Source organism: Rhodococcus sp. 05-2254-2 (assembly GCF_002259095.1).
In the GTDB taxonomy this organism is placed as follows: Bacteria; Actinomycetota; Actinomycetes; order Mycobacteriales; family Mycobacteriaceae; genus Rhodococcoides.
Genome location: NZ_NOZJ01000019.1, coordinates 488,188 through 503,164, shown reverse-complemented (window position 1 = coordinate 503,164; position 14,977 = coordinate 488,188). Strand labels below are relative to the sequence as shown.

The window sequence follows — 14,977 nt, the reverse complement described above, 5'->3', positions numbered from 1 at the left end:
AGCGGTTCAGTATCTCGATCGAGGGGATGGAACACCCGATGGATCTGAAGAAGTGGCTGGAGGCTCCGGCGGCCGGAGTATCGGCCCCCAAGCGTCCGAGACTGAACATGGTGCGTGGTGCCTTCACCCGCATCACCACCCCCTTGTTGCCCGACGACTACCTTCATCTCGCGAATCCTCTGTGGTCGGCACGCGAACTCCGCGGCCGCATCGTGCGAGTGGAGAAGGAGACCGCCACGGCGGTGACCCTGGTGATTCAGCCGGGTTGGGGCTTCAATTTCGACTACCGGCCCGGTCAGTACATCGGGATCGGGTTGCACCTCGGCGGGCGATGGCACTGGCGGTCGTACTCGTTGACCTCCCCGCCGAACTGGGAAGACAAGCTGATCTCCATCACCGTCAAGGCGATGCCGGAAGGCTTCCTCTCCTCGCATCTGGTCGGCGGTGTGCCGCAGGGGACCATCGTTCGGCTGGCCGCCCCGAAGGGCAATTTCGCGCTGCCCGTGCCGCCGCCGAACAAGATCCTGTTCGTCACGGCCGGTAGCGGCATCACCCCGATCATCTCGATGCTGCGGGCCCTGGATCGCCACGGCGACATGCCCGACACCGTGCACATCCACTCGGCACCGACCGAGGACGAAGTCATGTTCGCGGCCGAGATCGCTGCGCTCGAGAAATCGCATCCGAACTTCACCTCGCATGTGCAGCTGACACGATCGGACGGCAAGTTCGCACTCGCCTCGCTCGACGAGCTCTACCCCGACTGGCGCACGCGCGACACCTGGGCGTGTGGACCGGCAGCACTGCTCGAGGAGATCGAGAAGACCTGGAAGCGAGAGGGAATCGAGGACCGGCTTCATCTGGAGCGGTTCGAGATCTCGCGCGCCGATACCTCCGGTGCCGGCGGCACCGTCACGTTCTCCAAGTCGGACAAGAAGACCACTGTCGACGGCGCGACCAGTCTGCTCGAAGCAGGCGAGAACGTCGGAGTTCAGATGCCGTTCGGCTGCCGGATGGGTATCTGCCAGACATGTGTGGTGCCGTTGACTTCGGGGCATGTGATCGACCTGCGTTCCGGTAAGGAACACAGCGAGGGCGACCGCGTCCAGACGTGCATTTCCGCAGCTGCGGGCGACTGCACACTGGAACTGTAGGTCTGTTTCTCGCACACTGCCTTCTCAGACTGTTCGGTTACGCTTACGTAGGTTGCCCACGTCGAAACCCGATATTTCGGGCACTGCACTCAACTGTTGGAGGACCCGGTGGCCATCACCGACATCAAAGAGTTCGCTCATCTCAGCGAAGCGGACATGGAAGCGTTCGGTCGCGAACTGGATTCGATTCGTCGAGACGTCGAAGACAGCCGTGGCGAGCGCGATGCCGCATACATCCGTCGGACCATCAGACTGCAGAGGTTGCTGGAGCTCGGCGGCCGCGCGGTGCTGCTCGGCAGCAAGTATCGGCCGGCGTGGATCGCCGGCACAGCGATGCTCAGTGTCGCCAAGATCATCGAGAACATGGAGCTCGGTCACAATGTGATGCACGGGCAATGGGACTGGATGAACGATCCGGAGATCCATTCCACCTCGTGGGAGTGGGACCAGACCGGGCCGTCCGAGCAGTGGAAGCGAGCCCACAACTACTCGCACCACACCTACACCAACATCGTCGGCATGGACGACGACATCGGCTTCGGCATTCTGCGCATGACCCGCGACGAGCCGTGGAAGCCGATCAATCTCGTTCAGCCGCTTGCCAACATCGTGCTGGCCACCACCTTCGAGTGGGGCATCGCGCTGCACGATTACGACGCGCAGAAGCAGCTGGACGGCGAGGACCAGAAGGGTCTGCTGAAGTCTCCGGCGAGCCGAGCCTTCGCGCGCAAGATCGCCAAGCAGGTCGGCAAGGATTTCGTCCTGTTCCCGGCACTGTCCGGCCCGGCGTGGAAGTCCACGTTGACCGCCAACGCGACGGCCAACCTGGTCCGTAATCTGTGGGCCTACGCGGTGATCTTCTGCGGTCACTTCCCCGACGGCGCCGAGAAGTTCACGATCGGGCAGTTCGAGACCGAGACACGCCCCGAGTGGTACCTGCGTCAGATGCTGGGTAGTGCCAATTTCGAGGCCGGTCCGGTCATGGCCTTCATGAGCGGCAACCTCTGCTACCAGATCGAGCACCACATGTTCCCGGATCTGCCGAGCAACAGGTACTCGGAGATCGCCGAGAAGGTGCACGCTCTGTGCGAGAAGTACGATCTGCCGTACACCACAGGATCACTCGGCAAGCAGTACTTGCTGGCGCTGCGGACCATCCACAAGCTGTCGCTGCCCGACTCGTGGCTGCGCGCCACGTCCGACAACGCTCCCGAGACGTCGTCCGAGCGACGATGGCGGGAGGGCGATTCGCCTACCGTCCACGCGCTTCGAATCGATCCGCTCACCGGGCAGCGCCGAGGTCTGCGTTCGGCAATGCAAGAGGCACGCGTGAGCTTGCGCAACGCCAAGAAGGAAGCCAAGCGTCAGGCCAAGAGCCTGCGTCGCTCGGGTGACCGCGTTTCGTTGTGAATCGTCACACAGATTTCGGCCACTAACCTACGGAACCGTAACTTACGATACGGTAGGTGATGGAATTGCACATGGCCTGATAACGCGAGCTGTGTGTTCACGACTGCCAGGAGGTTGTATCCCATGGCGATTACGGACGTCAAAGAATACGCGCATCTGACCGATGCCGACATCGAGGCGTTGGGCCACGAGCTCGACTCCATCCGACGTGACATCGAAGCGTCCCGCGGCGAACGCGATGCCCGGTACGTCAAGAACACGATCCGCCTGCAGCGATCCCTCGACATCGGTGGCCGGGCCGTGCTTTTCGCCAGCCGCAAGCGTCCCGCTTGGCTGGTCGGCACCGCCATGCTCGGGGTCGCGAAGATCATCGAGAACATGGAGCTCGGCCACAACGTCATGCACGGCCAGTGGGACTGGATGAACGACCCGGAGATCCACTCCACGTCGTGGGAGTGGGACAACACGGGCCCGTCGGCTCACTGGAAGCAGACGCACAACTACATCCACCACAAGTACACCAACGTGCTCGGCATGGACGACGACGTCGGCTACGGTCTGCTCCGCGTCACCCGCGATCAGCGGTGGAAGCCCTTCAACATCGGCAACCCCGTCTACAACCTGCTGCTGCAGTTGTTCTTCGAGTACGGAGTGGCGCTTCAGCACCTCGAACTGGGCAAGGTCGCCAAGGGTCGAGTGCCCCGCGAGGAATTCGAGCAGAAGCGGCGCGAGGTGCTCGAGAAGGTCGGCAAGCAGATCGGCAAGGACTACATCCTGCACCCGTTGCTGACCGGACCTGCCTGGAAGAGCACGTTGACGGCGAACATCGTCGCCAACATGATCCGCAACGTGTGGACCAACACCGTCATCTTCTGTGGCCACTTCCCGGACGGTGCGGAGAAGTTCACCAAGTCCGACATGGAGGGTGAGACGCAGGGGCAGTGGTACCTGCGTCAGATGCTCGGCAGCGCGAACTTCAATGCCGGTCCCGTCATGGAGTTCATGAGCGGCAACCTCTGCTACCAGATCGAGCACCACCTGTTCCCGGACCTCCCCAGCAACCGCCTGCGGGAGATCAAGGTTCGGGTGCTCGAACTGGCGGAGAAGTACGACCTGCCGTACACGACCGGTTCGATCGTTCACCAGTACTTCCTGTCCTGGAGAACCATCGCGAAGCTGTCGCTGCCGAACAAGTACCTGAGGGCGACCAGCGACGACGCCCCCGAGACTGCGTCCGAGCGTAGGTGGGCCGACGCGCCGGCGGGCCTGTTCACCGTCGATCCCGAAACCGGCAAGCGTCGTGGTTTGCGCACCGCCATCGCAGAAACGAAGAAGCGCAAGGGAATTCGCAGGCTGGTCGGTAAGGCCGCGTAAGTCCTGCACCGAATTGGAGCCTGGTGGCAACCGACCCCGAGCGGGTGGTTGCTACCAGGCTTCGTTCGTTCGAACGGCTTCGAGCAGGAGGCGCACCGCAGCAACACGTCGAGCTGCGTCTCCGGTGAGGGAGTCGAGGGCGCACTCGGGATCGGCGGGCGGGCCGAGGTGCGTGCATCCTCGGGGGCAGTTCTCGATCGTGTCGGCCAGGTCGGAGAACGCTGCGACGACGTTTTCGGGGGAGATGTGCGCCAGTCCGAACGACCGGATCCCGGGAGTATCCACCACCCAGCCGCCGCCGGGAAGCGGTAGCGCCACCGACTGTGTCGAGGTGTGGCGGCCCTTGCCGACGCCCGAAACCACCCCCGTGGCGCGATAGGCGTCGGGCACCAGCCGGTTGACGAGCGTGGACTTTCCGACGCCCGAGTGTCCGATGAGCGCGGTCACCGAGTTCGTCAGCATCGAGGTCAGCTCCGTGAGGTCCTCGGACTGGCCCGCCAGCACCACCGGTACGTCGAGATCGGAAAAGGCGGCGGTGAATTCTTCGGGGTCGGCCAGATCGCTCTTGGTCAGGCACAGAACGGGTTCGAGTCCGCCGACGTACGCCGCCACGAGTGCTCGTTCGACGAAGCCGGTGCGAGGAGGTGGATCGGCGAGCGCGGCGACGATGAGCAGCCGGTCGGCATTGGCCACCACGACGCGCTCGAACGGGTCGGTGTCGTCCGCGGTGCGACGCAACACCGTCCGCCGCTCGGCCACGCGCACGATGCGAGCCAGAGTGTCGACCTTGCCCGACAGATCTCCGACGATACCGACCTCGTCTCCCACCACGATCGGAGTTCGGCCCAGCTCGCGGGCGCGCATCGTCACGACCGGCCGTGCCGGGTCACCGTCGAGCACGCATCCCCAGCGGCCGCGGTCGACGGACACGACCATGCCTGCTTCTGCGTCGTTGTGCTCGGGTCGAGTCTTGGTCCGTGGTCGCGAACTCTTGCCCGGTCGGATCCGAACGTCGGACTCGTCGTACCGGCGCGCGGTCAGGAGCCGACCCCGCTCGGTGTCGGTGCGGACAGCATTGCGTCCCACAGCGTTTCGAAACCGGGGAGCGTCTTGGCGGTGGTGCCGATGTCGTCCACCTCGACCCCGGGTACCCGCAAGCCGACGATCGCGCCTGCGGTCGCCATGCGGTGGTCGGCGTAGGAGTGCCAGACGCCTGCGTGCAGCGGTGCCGGATCGATTCGGATGCCGTCGTCGGTCTCGACGGCGCGTCCGCCGAGTCGGACGATCTCGGTTGTCAGTGCAGCGAGTCGGTCGGTCTCGTGGCCACGTAGATGGGCGATTCCACGCAGAATCGACGGCCCCTCGGCCAGTGCGGCGAGCGCCGCGACCGTAGGGGTCAGTTCGCCGATATCGTGGAGATCGAAATCGATGCCGCGCAACGTATCCGGGCCCTCGACGGTCAGGATGCCTGCGGTCAGGTCGACTCGAGCGCCCATCAGGGTGAGTATCTCGCGGAATGCATCGCCGGGCTGAGTGGTCGATTCGGGCCAATTCGGCACGCGCACTCTGCCTTTCGTCACCACCGCTGCAGCAAGGAAGGGGGTGGCGTTGGACAGGTCCGGCTCGATGGTCCAGTCGATCGGCGCGACCGGGCCTGGGTGCACCCGCCAGGTGTTCGCGTCACCACCGGACTCGGGGGTATCGACTCGCACGCCCGCACGCCGCAACATCTCCACGGTCATGTCGATGTGCGGCATCGACGGAACGGGCTTGCCGATGTGGTGGATTTCGATTCCCTCGTCGAAGGCCGCAGCGGAGAGCATCAGACCGGAGACGAACTGCGAAGAGCCCGAGGCGTCGATCTCGACCGATCCGCCGCGCAGCGAACCGGTGCCACGCATCGTGAACGGCAGCGCGCTGCCGTCGATCTCGGCCCCCACCGCGCGCAGAGCGTCGAGGATCGTGTCGAGCGGTCGGATACGTGCCTGCTCGTCGCCGTCGAACGACACTTCGCCTGCGGCGAGCGCAGCCAGGGGTGGCACGAAGCGCATGACGGTACCTGCCAGCCCGCAGTCGACGGCTCCGCCGTGCAGCGGTGCCGGAGTCACCCGCAACGACGTCCTGTCGTCCTCCGCGGCCTCGATATCGATGCCCAAGGTTGTCAGGGCGTCGATCATGAGATCGGTGTCACGGCTGCGCAGGGCACCGGTGATCGTCGACGAGCCGGTGGCGAGCGAGGCGATGATCAGTGCGCGATTGGTGATCGACTTCGATCCGGGCAGAGTGACTATCGCGTCGACGGGTGTGACGGCGGCGGGGGCTGTCCAATTGCTCACCCGTCCATCTTCTCTCATTCGGGATCAGCGCGCGGCGATGGGCGCGGATGTAGCGGCTGTGAGCCGGACGAGATCGGCCGGTGCGAGTTCGATCTCGAGTCCGCGCCGACCTCCACTGCACAGAATCGTCTCGAAACCGAGGGCCGAGACGTCGATCACGGTGGGCAGGGATTTGCGTTGGCCGAGAGGTGAGATACCGCCGAAGACGTACCCGGAGGAGCGCTCGGCGGCAGTCCTGTCGGCCATCGTGATCTTTCTGGTGGACAGCGCGGCGGCCGCGGCCTTGAGCGAGAGCGTCGTCGTCACCGGGACGATCGCCACCGCCAGCGAGCGATCCGCTCGTTCGACGACGAGAGTCTTGAAGACCTGTTCGGGCCGAACGCCGAGTCGTTCGACGAGTATCTGTGCCGCCTCCTCGCCGTAGGACTGCGCCCGTGCGTCGTGGTCGTACGAATGCACGGTGTGCGCCACTTTTCGTGCGGTGAGCAGCGCGAGAGCAGGTGTGGACGCAGCCATTCACGGGACTCTAGCGATCGGGCGGGAACACGGCGGCACGACGCCGTGTTGCAACAACAGATACGAATGCAGGTGGAAGGAATGACGAATGGCAGTGCTGACCGCGGGACGTCCCCTCGCGCTGAAGGGGGTGATCTCTTCGCAGAAGTCGACTTCGGGCGCGGTAGCCTGGGCGGTGGAAGCTATCGAAGGGATCAGCGTGACAGAAGCCAGCAATCCCGTCGCTGACGTGGACGACGAGAAGGCGATCGCGGAGCGCAGAGCTGCCGAGACCGAGGCGCAGTTGACCGAGCGCTTCGAGCGCGACGCGCTGCCGATGCTCGATCAGCTCTACGGCGCAGCTCTGCGTATGACGCGCAACCCCGCCGACGCCGAGGATCTGGTTCAGGAGACGTTCGTGAAGGCCTACTCGGCTTTCCGGTCGTTCCGTGAGGGCACGAACCTCAAGGCGTGGCTGTACCGAATTCTCACCAACACCTACATCAACTCCTACCGCAAGAAGCAGCGTCAGCCCGCTCAGTACCCGACCGACGAGATCAGTGACTGGCAGCTCGCCGCCACCGCCGAACACACGTCGACGGGGCTGCGTTCCGCCGAGGTCGAGGCTCTGGACGCGTTGCCGGACGACGACATCAAGGCGGCGCTGCAGTCTCTTCCCGAAGAATTTCGGATGGCTGTCTACTACGCCGACGTCGAGGGGTTCCCGTACAAGGAGATCGCCGAGATCATGGGCACTCCCATCGGCACGGTGATGTCGCGTCTGCACCGCGGACGCAAGCAGCTGCGGGGCCTGCTGGCAGGGGTTGCACGCGAGCGTGGTTTCAACCGGGACGGCGCAGTCGACCGGCACGAGCAGGAGGTAGTCCAGTGACGGGCACCGGAAAGATCGACGGCGGGAACGACGGCGACGCACAGTTCGAGCGCCTCGACTGCTCGGCGGTGATCGCGGACGTGTGGGTGATGCTCGACAACGAATGCGACGAAGCGAGCCGATCCCGTCTGCAGAAGCACATCGACGAATGCGGATCGTGCTTCGAGGCCTACGGAATCGAAGAGAAGGTCAAGCGGCTGATCTCACGCAAGTGCGGGGGAGACCAGGCACCGGCCGGGTTGCGCGAACGACTCAGCGTCGAAATTCGACGAACCGTGCTGATCCGCCAGACGGACTCCGAGTAGTCGCAGTTCCTACTCACAAACGACGAGGGGCCGAGAAGCAGTCGCTTCTCGGCCCCTCGCGGCTTGTGGCAAACCGTCAGCTGTTGGGACGTTTGCCGTGGTTGGCCTTGTTGCCCTTACGAGCACGCTTCTTACGTCCACGCTTTCCCATGATGGGCTCCTCTCGTTTGTTCACTACAGTCTCCCACGTGTGATTGGCTTACTGTGACGGGCCTGGTCTCATATGGGTGTCCAGCGCAGTTCGTGGTGACGTGAGAGAGGGGTTCGCCGATGTCCGAGGACGTTCGCGCGGAAATGGTGTCCACTGTGTTTCAGGTGGTCGTGGCGCGAGGCGATGCCGTCGAGGTCGGTGACACCCTCGTGATCCTGGAATCGATGAAGATGGAAATTCCGGTGCTGGCCGAGACCGCAGGGACGGTCACGTCGGTGGACGTCGCGGTGGGCGACGTCATTCAGCAGGGCGACCTCATCGCCGTCGTGTCCTGAGCAACGATCACGTGAGATCTCGTGTCGACCCTCAGTGACCTTCTGGCCGAGCACACCGACCTCCCCGGTGTTGCGGTGGACCATCTCCAACGCGTCGTAGGCGAGTGGCAGCTGCTGGCCGACCTCTCGTTCGCCGATGTGCTGCTGTGGGTCGGCACGGACGACGTCTCCAGTGGGACTGCCGACGTGCTGTGTGTGGCCCAGTGCCGGCCGACGACCGCGCCCACGGTCTTCACTCACGACATCGTGGGAACGACGATCTCCGAATCCGAGCACCCCGATGTGATGGTCGCGCTGCAGCAGCGGAAGATCGTGCACGGAGGCGTGGTGACGCGAACCGAGAGCATCCCGGTGCGTTGCGGAGAGCACGTCATCGCGGTGCTGACCCGCGATACCAATCCCGCGCAGCTTCGACCGCCGAGCGCCCTCGAGGTGGCGTATCGAGAATGCGCCGACGACCTGTGTCTGATGATCAGCGAAGGCACGTTTCCCACCCCCGAAGAGCGCACCGATGTGAACTCGTCCCCCCGTGCAGGCGACGGATTCATTCGCGTCGACACCGAGGGGCTGGTGGACTACGCCAGTCCCAACGCCCTCTCGGCGTACCACCGGATGGGATTGACGACCGAGCTGTCCGGCCGGGATCTGGCGTCGGTCACGCGGTCGCTGGTCACCGACCCTTTCGACTCGCAGGAAGTGGCCGATCACATCAGGTCGTCGCTCAACGGCAACGTGGGACATCGGATGGAGGTCGATGCCCGCGGTGCCACAGTTCTCGTGCGCACGCTGGCCCTGCAGCCGCGCGGAAGGTCTGCCGGGGCGGCCGTGTTGATCCGCGACGTCACCGAGGTCAAGCGCCGCGATCGTGCTCTGCTCAGCAAGGACGCGACCATCCGGGAGATCCACCATCGGGTGAAGAACAACTTGCAGACGGTGGCGGCGCTGCTCCGACTTCAGTCACGCCGACTCGAGAACGAGGAAGCGCGCACGGCGTTGTCCGAGTCGGTCCGTCGAGTCACGTCCATTGCACTCGTGCACGAAATGCTGTCGATGTCGGTGGACGAGGAAGTGGACCTCGACGAGATCGTCGATCGATTGGTGCCGATCATGCTGGATATAGCCACGGTCAATCCGAGGGTGCGAGTGGTGCGCGAGGGCAAACTCGGAGTCTTCTCGGCCGAACGCGCGACGCCCTTGGTGATGGTGCTCACAGAGCTGGTGCAGAACGCGATGGAGCATGGATTCGACGCCGGGTCGGCCGGTGTCGTCCGAATCGGAGCCGACCGGTCCGCGAAATGGCTGGATGTGGTCATCCACGACGACGGGCGCGGTCTGCCCACCGGGTTCTCTCTGGAACGTTCGGACGGCCTCGGACTGCAGATCGTGCGCACTCTGGTCTCGGTGGAGCTGAACGGATCGCTGGGTCTGCATCCCGCGGCGGGTGGGGGAACCGACGCGATGCTGAGGGTTCCTCTGGGACGGCGTGTGCCCAGGCCCTGATGCACGTTCGGTGAACAGTGCGTAACGGGCTCTTCGACCGCCAGAGGGACGCTGGAGGCCCGTGGAACGCAGAAAGCCCGGTATCCGCTACAGCGGATACCGGGCCTCGAGCGTGTGCTGGTTTCGCGTCCTAGACGGAGCTGCGTGCGCGCGTACGTGCGTTGCGTCGCTTGAGTGCACGGCGCTCGTCTTCACTCATTGCGCCCCATACTCCTGCGTCCTGGCCGGATTCGAGTGCCCAGGACAGGCATTCAGCGGTGACGGGGCACCGAGTACAGACGACTTTGGCATCGGCGATCTGCGCGAGCGCCGGACCACTGTTTCCCACCGGGAAAAATAGTTCCGGATCTTCATCGCGACAAATAGCCTTGTGGCGCCAGTCCATCCTCTGCTCCTTACCGGGCGCCGTAGCGCCGTTTCGTTTCTCTTCTGTTCACGAGTGGGTAACCAATGTTTCCGCACTGTTGCTTGTGAATGCTTTCACGAACTCAGGTGAAGTCAAGGGGTACGCGCGTGACCGTGGTCAAGCTCACTCTGTTAGGCTCGCTTTAGCCTTCTGCGCTCCTTTGTACCCCGAGTGAACAGATTTCGCTCGTGATTTCACAGAAAGTGCGCTCTGCGCCTCAGTGTGGCTCGGCACACGCCGCCCTCACATGCTCGGCGCAACCACCTGCAGCGCGTCGGGAGTGGAGAAGAACTCGGCCTCGGTGCGTTCGCCCAGGTAGTCGCCGTCCATCTGCAAACCGACCGGTTCTGCCGAGGAAATTCGGACGCTCGGTACATCGTCAATGCGAATCAGCTTGCGAGACTTCGGTTCTGCGCCTTTGGCAAGCAGCTGGCGAGAGACCCGCAACGTCGGGAACAACGCAGTCGAGCGCATACCGAACACTCCGAGACCCGAATCGAAACCGGTACCCGGATTGGTGTGCACCGGCCTCTGGTTCAAATAAGTCCACGGACTCGAATTCGACACGAACGCATAGTGGACTCCCTCGAACGGATCCCGACCCGGAACCTCCACCGTCAACCGAGCCGGCTGCCGCTTGTGCTTGAAGAACTCCTGCACAGCCGACCCCAGATACCGCGTCGCAGACACCGGCTTGCCGTCCTTACGGCCGGCATCGATCGCCCGACACACATCGGCATCCAGACCCATACCCGCGTTGAAGGTGAACCAGCGATTGTCGCAATGCCCCAACCCGATCGTCCGCCGCGCCCGTGCATCGAGCAGCCCGATCAACTGATTCGTCGCCGCCACCGGATCGGCCTCGATACCCAACGAACGAGCGAACACATTCGCACTACCGCCAGGAACGACCGCGATCGGCGGAATCGCACCGATCGTCACCGCCTGCATCGACGTCGGCAACGGCACCCCGAGCAAACCGTTGATCACCTCGTTGACCGTCCCGTCACCACCGTGAACGATCACCAACCCCATCCCGTCCTCACGGGCACCCCGAGCCAGCTCCGACGCATGATCACGATGAGTCGTCTGCGCAACCGTCACCCGCACCCGACTCGACAACGCATGAGCCAACAGATCCCGAGCCGCAGCAGTCGTAGAAGTCGCATTGGGATTGACGATCAGCAGCGCACGCACGAGCAATGACACTAACCGGGTCGTTCCGCACGCTCCACTCCGGTCACCTGGGTCGTTCCGCAAGCTCCACTCCGGTCACCTGGGTCGTTCCGCAGGCTCCACTCCGGTCACCTGGGTCGTTCCGCAAGCTCCACTCCCGCCCCTGGGTCGTTCCGCAGGCTCCACTCCCGGTTGCCTAGGCTGGTCGCGTGTCCACCTCACCCGAGAACCTCACCCCGCCGGCCACGTTTCGATCCGCCGGGGCGCTCGTCGCGGCGCAGGGCGTGGCGTCGTTGGTGGCCGCGATCGTCCTACTCGTCCGAGCGTTCTCCGGAGAGGGAGAGAACGCAGTGGCCAACGGGTACGGCACCGCCGGGTGGTTCGGTGTCCTGGGCATCGGAGTCGGAGCCGCAGGCGTCGCCCTGATCCTCGGAAAACGCTGGGGACGATCCATCGCCACCGTCGTACAGCTCCTGCTGCTGCCCGTCGTGTGGTCGCTGTTGACCGGATCGCACCAGACCGTCTACGGCGTCGCCCTAGGAGTCGTGGTCGTCGGCGTGCTCGTCTTGCTGTTCAGCCCGCCGTCCTCTCGGTGGATGGCCGCCGAATACAGTGACGTCGACGACGACCTCCGCTGACGTAGTCGTTCAACGCCCCTGGATGGCCAACTCGGACAATGCATCCTCGGTCAGGCGGAACGTTCGTCCATTCGTCCTGTGGCTCTGCCCCGAGCGACCGGTAGAAGCCGATCGACGGGGTGTTCCAGTCCAGAACCGACCAGGCCAACCGCGTGTACTGCCGGTCGACGCATTCGGCGGCCAATGCGGCGAGCAGTGCAGTTCCGAAGCCTTCTCCCCGCGCGGCGGGTTGCACGTAGAGATCCTCCAGATAGATTCCGTTGACTCCGTCCCACGTGGAGAAGTTCAGGAACCACAACGCGCATCCCACCACCGTCCCCTCGTGCTCGGCGCCGTGTGCGAACACCGACGGCTGCGCTCCGAACAGAGCGGCGCGAAGCTGCTCGTCTCGAACGGTGCACAGCGAGGACGACTTCTCGTAGGCGGCGAGTTCGTGCACGAGAGCGGTGACGGCGGGAACATCGGCCTCGGTGGCGCGGCGAATCATCCTGGGTTTCCTTTCGGTGCCGTGGCGGCGGTGAGGATCGACGGGTGCACGTTGTGCGCGACGAGCTGGCGGAACGAATGCTCGAAGCCGAGCAACGAGTACGCGGCGGGCGAGAGGGCGAAGCGTTTGCCCTCGGTGATGGGGGCCTCGGTCCAGCCGGCGATCAGTGCGCGCGAGAAGTGGCCGTGACCGACCAACACGACGTCGCGGCCGCTCAACAGCGGCAGGACGACCGAGAGCACCATGTCGACGCGTACGGCGATGTCACCGATGGACTCACCACCCGGACATGGATGCGTCCAGACGGTCCAGTGCGGCACAGTTTCGTGGATCTGCGTCGACGTGATGCCTTCGTATTCTCCGTAGTCCCACTCCGACAACGCATCCCACTCCCGATCGACCTCCAGGCCTGCGAGCTCGGCGGTTCGACGTGCGCGCTCTCGCGGGCTCGTGATCACCAGAGGATCGCGCAGGTTCAGTAATCGGAGCAGCGATCCGGCCTCGACGGCCTGTTGCTCGCCGACGCTGGTGAGGGGGACGTCGGTGTTACCGGTGTGCTTGCCGGCCAGAGCCCATTCGGTCTCGCCGTGCCGGAGTAGAACGACTCTGCCTGCCTCGACGCCGCCGTGTGTGGTCATGGAACGATCATGCCTGCCCGCGTGATGTGGCCCTTGTCATAGTCGACCTGCGGATGTGTCCGATTTGTCGATTGAGTACAGACCTACCGGCCGGTTACTCTCGTTCCGGATCGTCACTGCCATGGGCGACGCAGCTCTGTCCGTCGTGCCGCACAGCTCCTTCTCATCGACTTGGAGAACCATGACCGACCTGCAGAAGCCCGCGTCGCCCGATTCTCCGGAGAAGCTCGACGGCGCGTTGCTGAAGATCGCCGGGGTCGTCGTGCTCGGGGCCATCATGTCGATACTCGACGTCACCGTCGTCAGCGTCGCGCTCCGGACCTTCACCGACGTCTTCGAGACCACCTACGCCAATGCCGCGTGGACGATGACGGGCTACACGCTCGCCCTGGCCACCGTCATACCGCTGACGGGGTGGGCTGCCGATCGGTTCGGAACCAAGCGCCTCTACATCACGGCGCTGGTGCTGTTCGTCCTCGGTTCGGTGCTGTGCAGCTTCGCGTGGGACATCACCTCGCTCATCGTCTTCCGAGTGCTGCAGGGCCTCGGCGGAGGCATGCTGATGCCACTGGGCATGACGATCATGACGCGCGCCGCAGGCCCGGAGCGGATCGGGCGCGTGATGGCCGTGCTCGGTGTCCCGATGCTCATCGGGCCCATCGCGGGGCCGATCCTCGGAGGCTGGCTGATCGAGGCGGCGAGTTGGCACTGGATCTTCCTCATCAATCTGCCGATCGGCATCCTCGCTCTGATCGCGGCCGTGCTGATCTTCCCCAAGGACAACCCGACTCCGTCCGAGTCCTTCGATTTCCGCGGCATGCTGATGCTCTCGCCCGGCCTCGCACTGTTCCTCTACGGCGCGTCCTCGGTCGTCGAAACCGAAACCGTTCTCGCGGTGAAGGTGCTGGTCCCGGTCATCATCGGACTCGTGTTGATCGTTCTGTTCGTGTTCCATGCACTGCGCGTGCAGCATCCCCTGATCGATCTACGGCTGTTCCGGAACAGGTCGCTCACCGTGGCCGTGATCACCACGACGCTCTTCATGGTCGCCTTCATGGGCGCGGGTCTGCTGTTCCCGAGCTATTTCCTGCTTCGTGGAGAAACGACGTTGACTGCCGGGCTGCTGCTCGCACCACAGGGCATCGGCGCGATGATCGCGATGCCGATCGCCGGAGTGATCGCCGACAAGTTCGGTCCCGGCAGGATCGTGCTGGTGGGGATGGTGCTCATCACCGCAGGGATGGCGGTGTTCACTCGGGTCGGCACCGACACCTCGTACACCTTGCTGATCGGTGCACTGTTCGTCATGGGACTCGGACTCGGTTCGACGATGATGCCGATCATGACGGCTGCGCTGCAGACGTTGACCGACGAGACGGTTGCGCGCGGCTCGACGTTGATGAACATCGTCCAGCAAGCGGCCGGGTCGATAGGTACCGCACTGATGTCGGTGGTGCTGACCGCTCAGCAGAAGCCCGCACTGACCGCAACCAGCCAGATCGAGGCCTTCGACATCTCGGCCAGGGCCTTCGGGACCACCTTCATGGTCGCGTTGGTACTGATCGTCGTCACGTTCGTTCCCGCCTTCTTCCTGCCCCGGACGAAGCACGTGACCGAGCGGTCCGCGGCACCGATCTCGCTGCACTGACGCGCCCGAGAGATGCCGAACCCTCGCTCATC

Annotated in this window: 16 protein-coding genes and 1 pseudogene; 9 read left to right on the top strand and 8 right to left on the bottom strand. The window is 64.2% G+C overall.

Translation table 11 applies throughout. From position 1 onward, the window contains the following. The first annotated feature begins 38 nt into the window (after positions 1 to 38). From CH283_RS22075 to CH283_RS22065, 3 genes are all read left to right on the top strand, one after another. Complete coding sequence (locus CH283_RS22075; protein ID WP_094642485.1) at positions 39 to 1,154, top strand: ferredoxin reductase; 1,116 nt, start codon at positions 39 to 41, stop codon at positions 1,152 to 1,154. Between the two features lie 108 nt (positions 1,155 to 1,262). After that, entirely contained in the window at positions 1,263 to 2,564 is a 1,302-nt protein-coding gene (locus CH283_RS22070; RefSeq protein WP_068045660.1) for a fatty acid desaturase family protein, read from the top strand. A 123-nt stretch (positions 2,565 to 2,687) separates the two neighbouring features. Continuing rightward, positions 2,688 to 3,938, top strand: a complete 1,251-nt coding sequence (locus CH283_RS22065; protein WP_094642312.1) for a fatty acid desaturase family protein — start codon at positions 2,688 to 2,690, stop codon at positions 3,936 to 3,938. Positions 3,939 to 3,989: 51 nt separating this feature from the next. Here CH283_RS22065 and rsgA read toward each other — a convergent pair whose 3' ends face one another. The 3 genes from rsgA to ybaK are packed head-to-tail and all read right to left on the bottom strand — an operon-like array spanning position 3,990 to position 6,790. Beyond that, positions 3,990 to 5,024: a ribosome small subunit-dependent GTPase A gene (rsgA, locus tag CH283_RS22060; protein ID WP_068045653.1), complete on the bottom strand. Its 1,035-nt coding sequence runs from the start codon at positions 5,022 to 5,024 to the stop codon at positions 3,990 to 3,992. Continuing rightward, the gene (gene aroA, locus CH283_RS22055; protein WP_094642311.1) at positions 4,976 to 6,292 is read right to left on the bottom strand and encodes a 3-phosphoshikimate 1-carboxyvinyltransferase; all 1,317 of its coding nucleotides are present in this window, start codon (positions 6,290 to 6,292) and stop codon (positions 4,976 to 4,978) included. Before aroA ends, rsgA begins: the two co-directional genes overlap by 49 nt. A 6-nt stretch (positions 6,293 to 6,298) precedes the next feature. Beyond that, complete coding sequence (gene ybaK / locus CH283_RS22050; protein WP_094642310.1) at positions 6,299 to 6,790, bottom strand: Cys-tRNA(Pro) deacylase; 492 nt, start codon at positions 6,788 to 6,790, stop codon at positions 6,299 to 6,301. A gap of 88 nt (positions 6,791 to 6,878) precedes the next feature. Between ybaK and CH283_RS22045 the strand changes: the two genes are divergently transcribed. Then, entirely contained in the window at positions 6,879 to 7,661 is a 783-nt protein-coding gene (locus CH283_RS22045; RefSeq protein ID WP_094642309.1) for a sigma-70 family RNA polymerase sigma factor, read from the top strand. Then, positions 7,658 to 7,966, top strand: coding sequence for a mycothiol system anti-sigma-R factor (gene rsrA / locus CH283_RS22040; RefSeq protein ID WP_255183292.1), 309 nt, complete (start codon positions 7,658 to 7,660; stop codon positions 7,964 to 7,966). The genes CH283_RS22045 and rsrA overlap by 4 nt, the downstream gene beginning before the upstream one ends. Before the next feature lie 76 nt (positions 7,967 to 8,042). On the opposite strand, the gene CH283_RS29145 is transcribed toward rsrA, so the two are convergent. Further along, entirely contained in the window at positions 8,043 to 8,117 is a 75-nt protein-coding gene (locus tag CH283_RS29145) for a 50S ribosomal protein bL37 (RefSeq protein ID WP_370878772.1), read from the bottom strand. A gap of 119 nt (positions 8,118 to 8,236) precedes the next feature. Between CH283_RS29145 and CH283_RS22035 the strand changes: the two genes are divergently transcribed. Together CH283_RS22035 and CH283_RS22030 are read left to right on the top strand one after the other, a co-directional pair. Then, positions 8,237 to 8,452, top strand: a complete 216-nt coding sequence (locus tag CH283_RS22035; RefSeq protein ID WP_008717734.1) for a biotin/lipoyl-binding carrier protein — start codon at positions 8,237 to 8,239, stop codon at positions 8,450 to 8,452. A gap of 21 nt (positions 8,453 to 8,473) precedes the next feature. Next, positions 8,474 to 9,952 (top strand): sensor histidine kinase, encoded by a 1,479-nt coding sequence (locus CH283_RS22030; RefSeq protein WP_068045643.1) that lies wholly within the window; start codon positions 8,474 to 8,476, stop codon positions 9,950 to 9,952. A 130-nt stretch (positions 9,953 to 10,082) separates the two neighbouring features. On the opposite strand, the gene CH283_RS22025 is transcribed toward CH283_RS22030, so the two are convergent. Both CH283_RS22025 and CH283_RS22020 read right to left on the bottom strand, forming a co-directional pair. Beyond that, positions 10,083 to 10,337, bottom strand: a complete 255-nt coding sequence (locus CH283_RS22025; RefSeq protein ID WP_032366305.1) for a WhiB family transcriptional regulator — start codon at positions 10,335 to 10,337, stop codon at positions 10,083 to 10,085. A gap of 264 nt (positions 10,338 to 10,601) precedes the next feature. Next, positions 10,602 to 11,555, bottom strand: coding sequence for a diacylglycerol/lipid kinase family protein (locus tag CH283_RS22020; RefSeq protein ID WP_094642308.1), 954 nt, complete (start codon positions 11,553 to 11,555; stop codon positions 10,602 to 10,604). Between the two features lie 188 nt (positions 11,556 to 11,743). On the opposite strand from CH283_RS22020, the gene CH283_RS22015 reads away from it, so the two are divergent. After that, positions 11,744 to 12,172, top strand: a complete 429-nt coding sequence (locus CH283_RS22015; protein ID WP_094642307.1) for a hypothetical protein — start codon at positions 11,744 to 11,746, stop codon at positions 12,170 to 12,172. A gap of 9 nt (positions 12,173 to 12,181) precedes the next feature. Here CH283_RS22015 and CH283_RS22010 read toward each other — a convergent pair. Together CH283_RS22010 and CH283_RS22005 are read right to left on the bottom strand one after the other, a co-directional pair. After that, positions 12,182 to 12,659 (bottom strand): annotated as a pseudogene (locus tag CH283_RS22010) (GNAT family N-acetyltransferase). Next, a complete protein-coding gene (locus tag CH283_RS22005; RefSeq protein WP_068045632.1) occupies positions 12,656 to 13,297 on the bottom strand; it encodes an acid phosphatase in 642 nt (213 codons plus the stop codon). Before CH283_RS22005 ends, CH283_RS22010 begins: the two are co-directional and overlap by 4 nt. A 181-nt stretch (positions 13,298 to 13,478) precedes the next feature. On the opposite strand from CH283_RS22005, the gene CH283_RS22000 reads away from it, so the two are divergent. Next, complete coding sequence (locus tag CH283_RS22000; protein WP_094642306.1) at positions 13,479 to 14,945, top strand: DHA2 family efflux MFS transporter permease subunit; 1,467 nt, start codon at positions 13,479 to 13,481, stop codon at positions 14,943 to 14,945. The last annotated feature ends 32 nt before the right edge of the window (positions 14,946 to 14,977 follow it).

Bases quoted from the DNA above. Each gene is read 5' to 3' on its own strand.
- aroA (WP_094642311.1), bottom strand. From the start codon at position 6,292: ATGAGAGAAGATGGACGGGTGAGCAATTGGACAGCCCCCGCCGCCGTC.
- ybaK (WP_094642310.1), bottom strand. From the start codon at position 6,790: ATGGCTGCGTCCACACCTGCTCTCGCGCTGCTCACCGCACGAAAAGTG.
- CH283_RS22000 (WP_094642306.1), top strand. From the start codon at position 13,479: ATGACCGACCTGCAGAAGCCCGCGTCGCCCGATTCTCCGGAGAAGCTC.
- CH283_RS22035 (WP_008717734.1), top strand. From the start codon at position 8,237: ATGTCCGAGGACGTTCGCGCGGAAATGGTGTCCACTGTGTTTCAGGTG.
- CH283_RS22025 (WP_032366305.1), bottom strand. From the start codon at position 10,337: ATGGACTGGCGCCACAAGGCTATTTGTCGCGATGAAGATCCGGAACTA.
- CH283_RS22065 (WP_094642312.1), top strand. From the start codon at position 2,688: ATGGCGATTACGGACGTCAAAGAATACGCGCATCTGACCGATGCCGAC.
- CH283_RS22075 (WP_094642485.1), top strand. From the start codon at position 39: ATGGATCTGAAGAAGTGGCTGGAGGCTCCGGCGGCCGGAGTATCGGCC.
- CH283_RS22045 (WP_094642309.1), top strand. From the start codon at position 6,879: ATGGCAGTGCTGACCGCGGGACGTCCCCTCGCGCTGAAGGGGGTGATC.
- CH283_RS22005 (WP_068045632.1), bottom strand. From the start codon at position 13,297: ATGACCACACACGGCGGCGTCGAGGCAGGCAGAGTCGTTCTACTCCGG.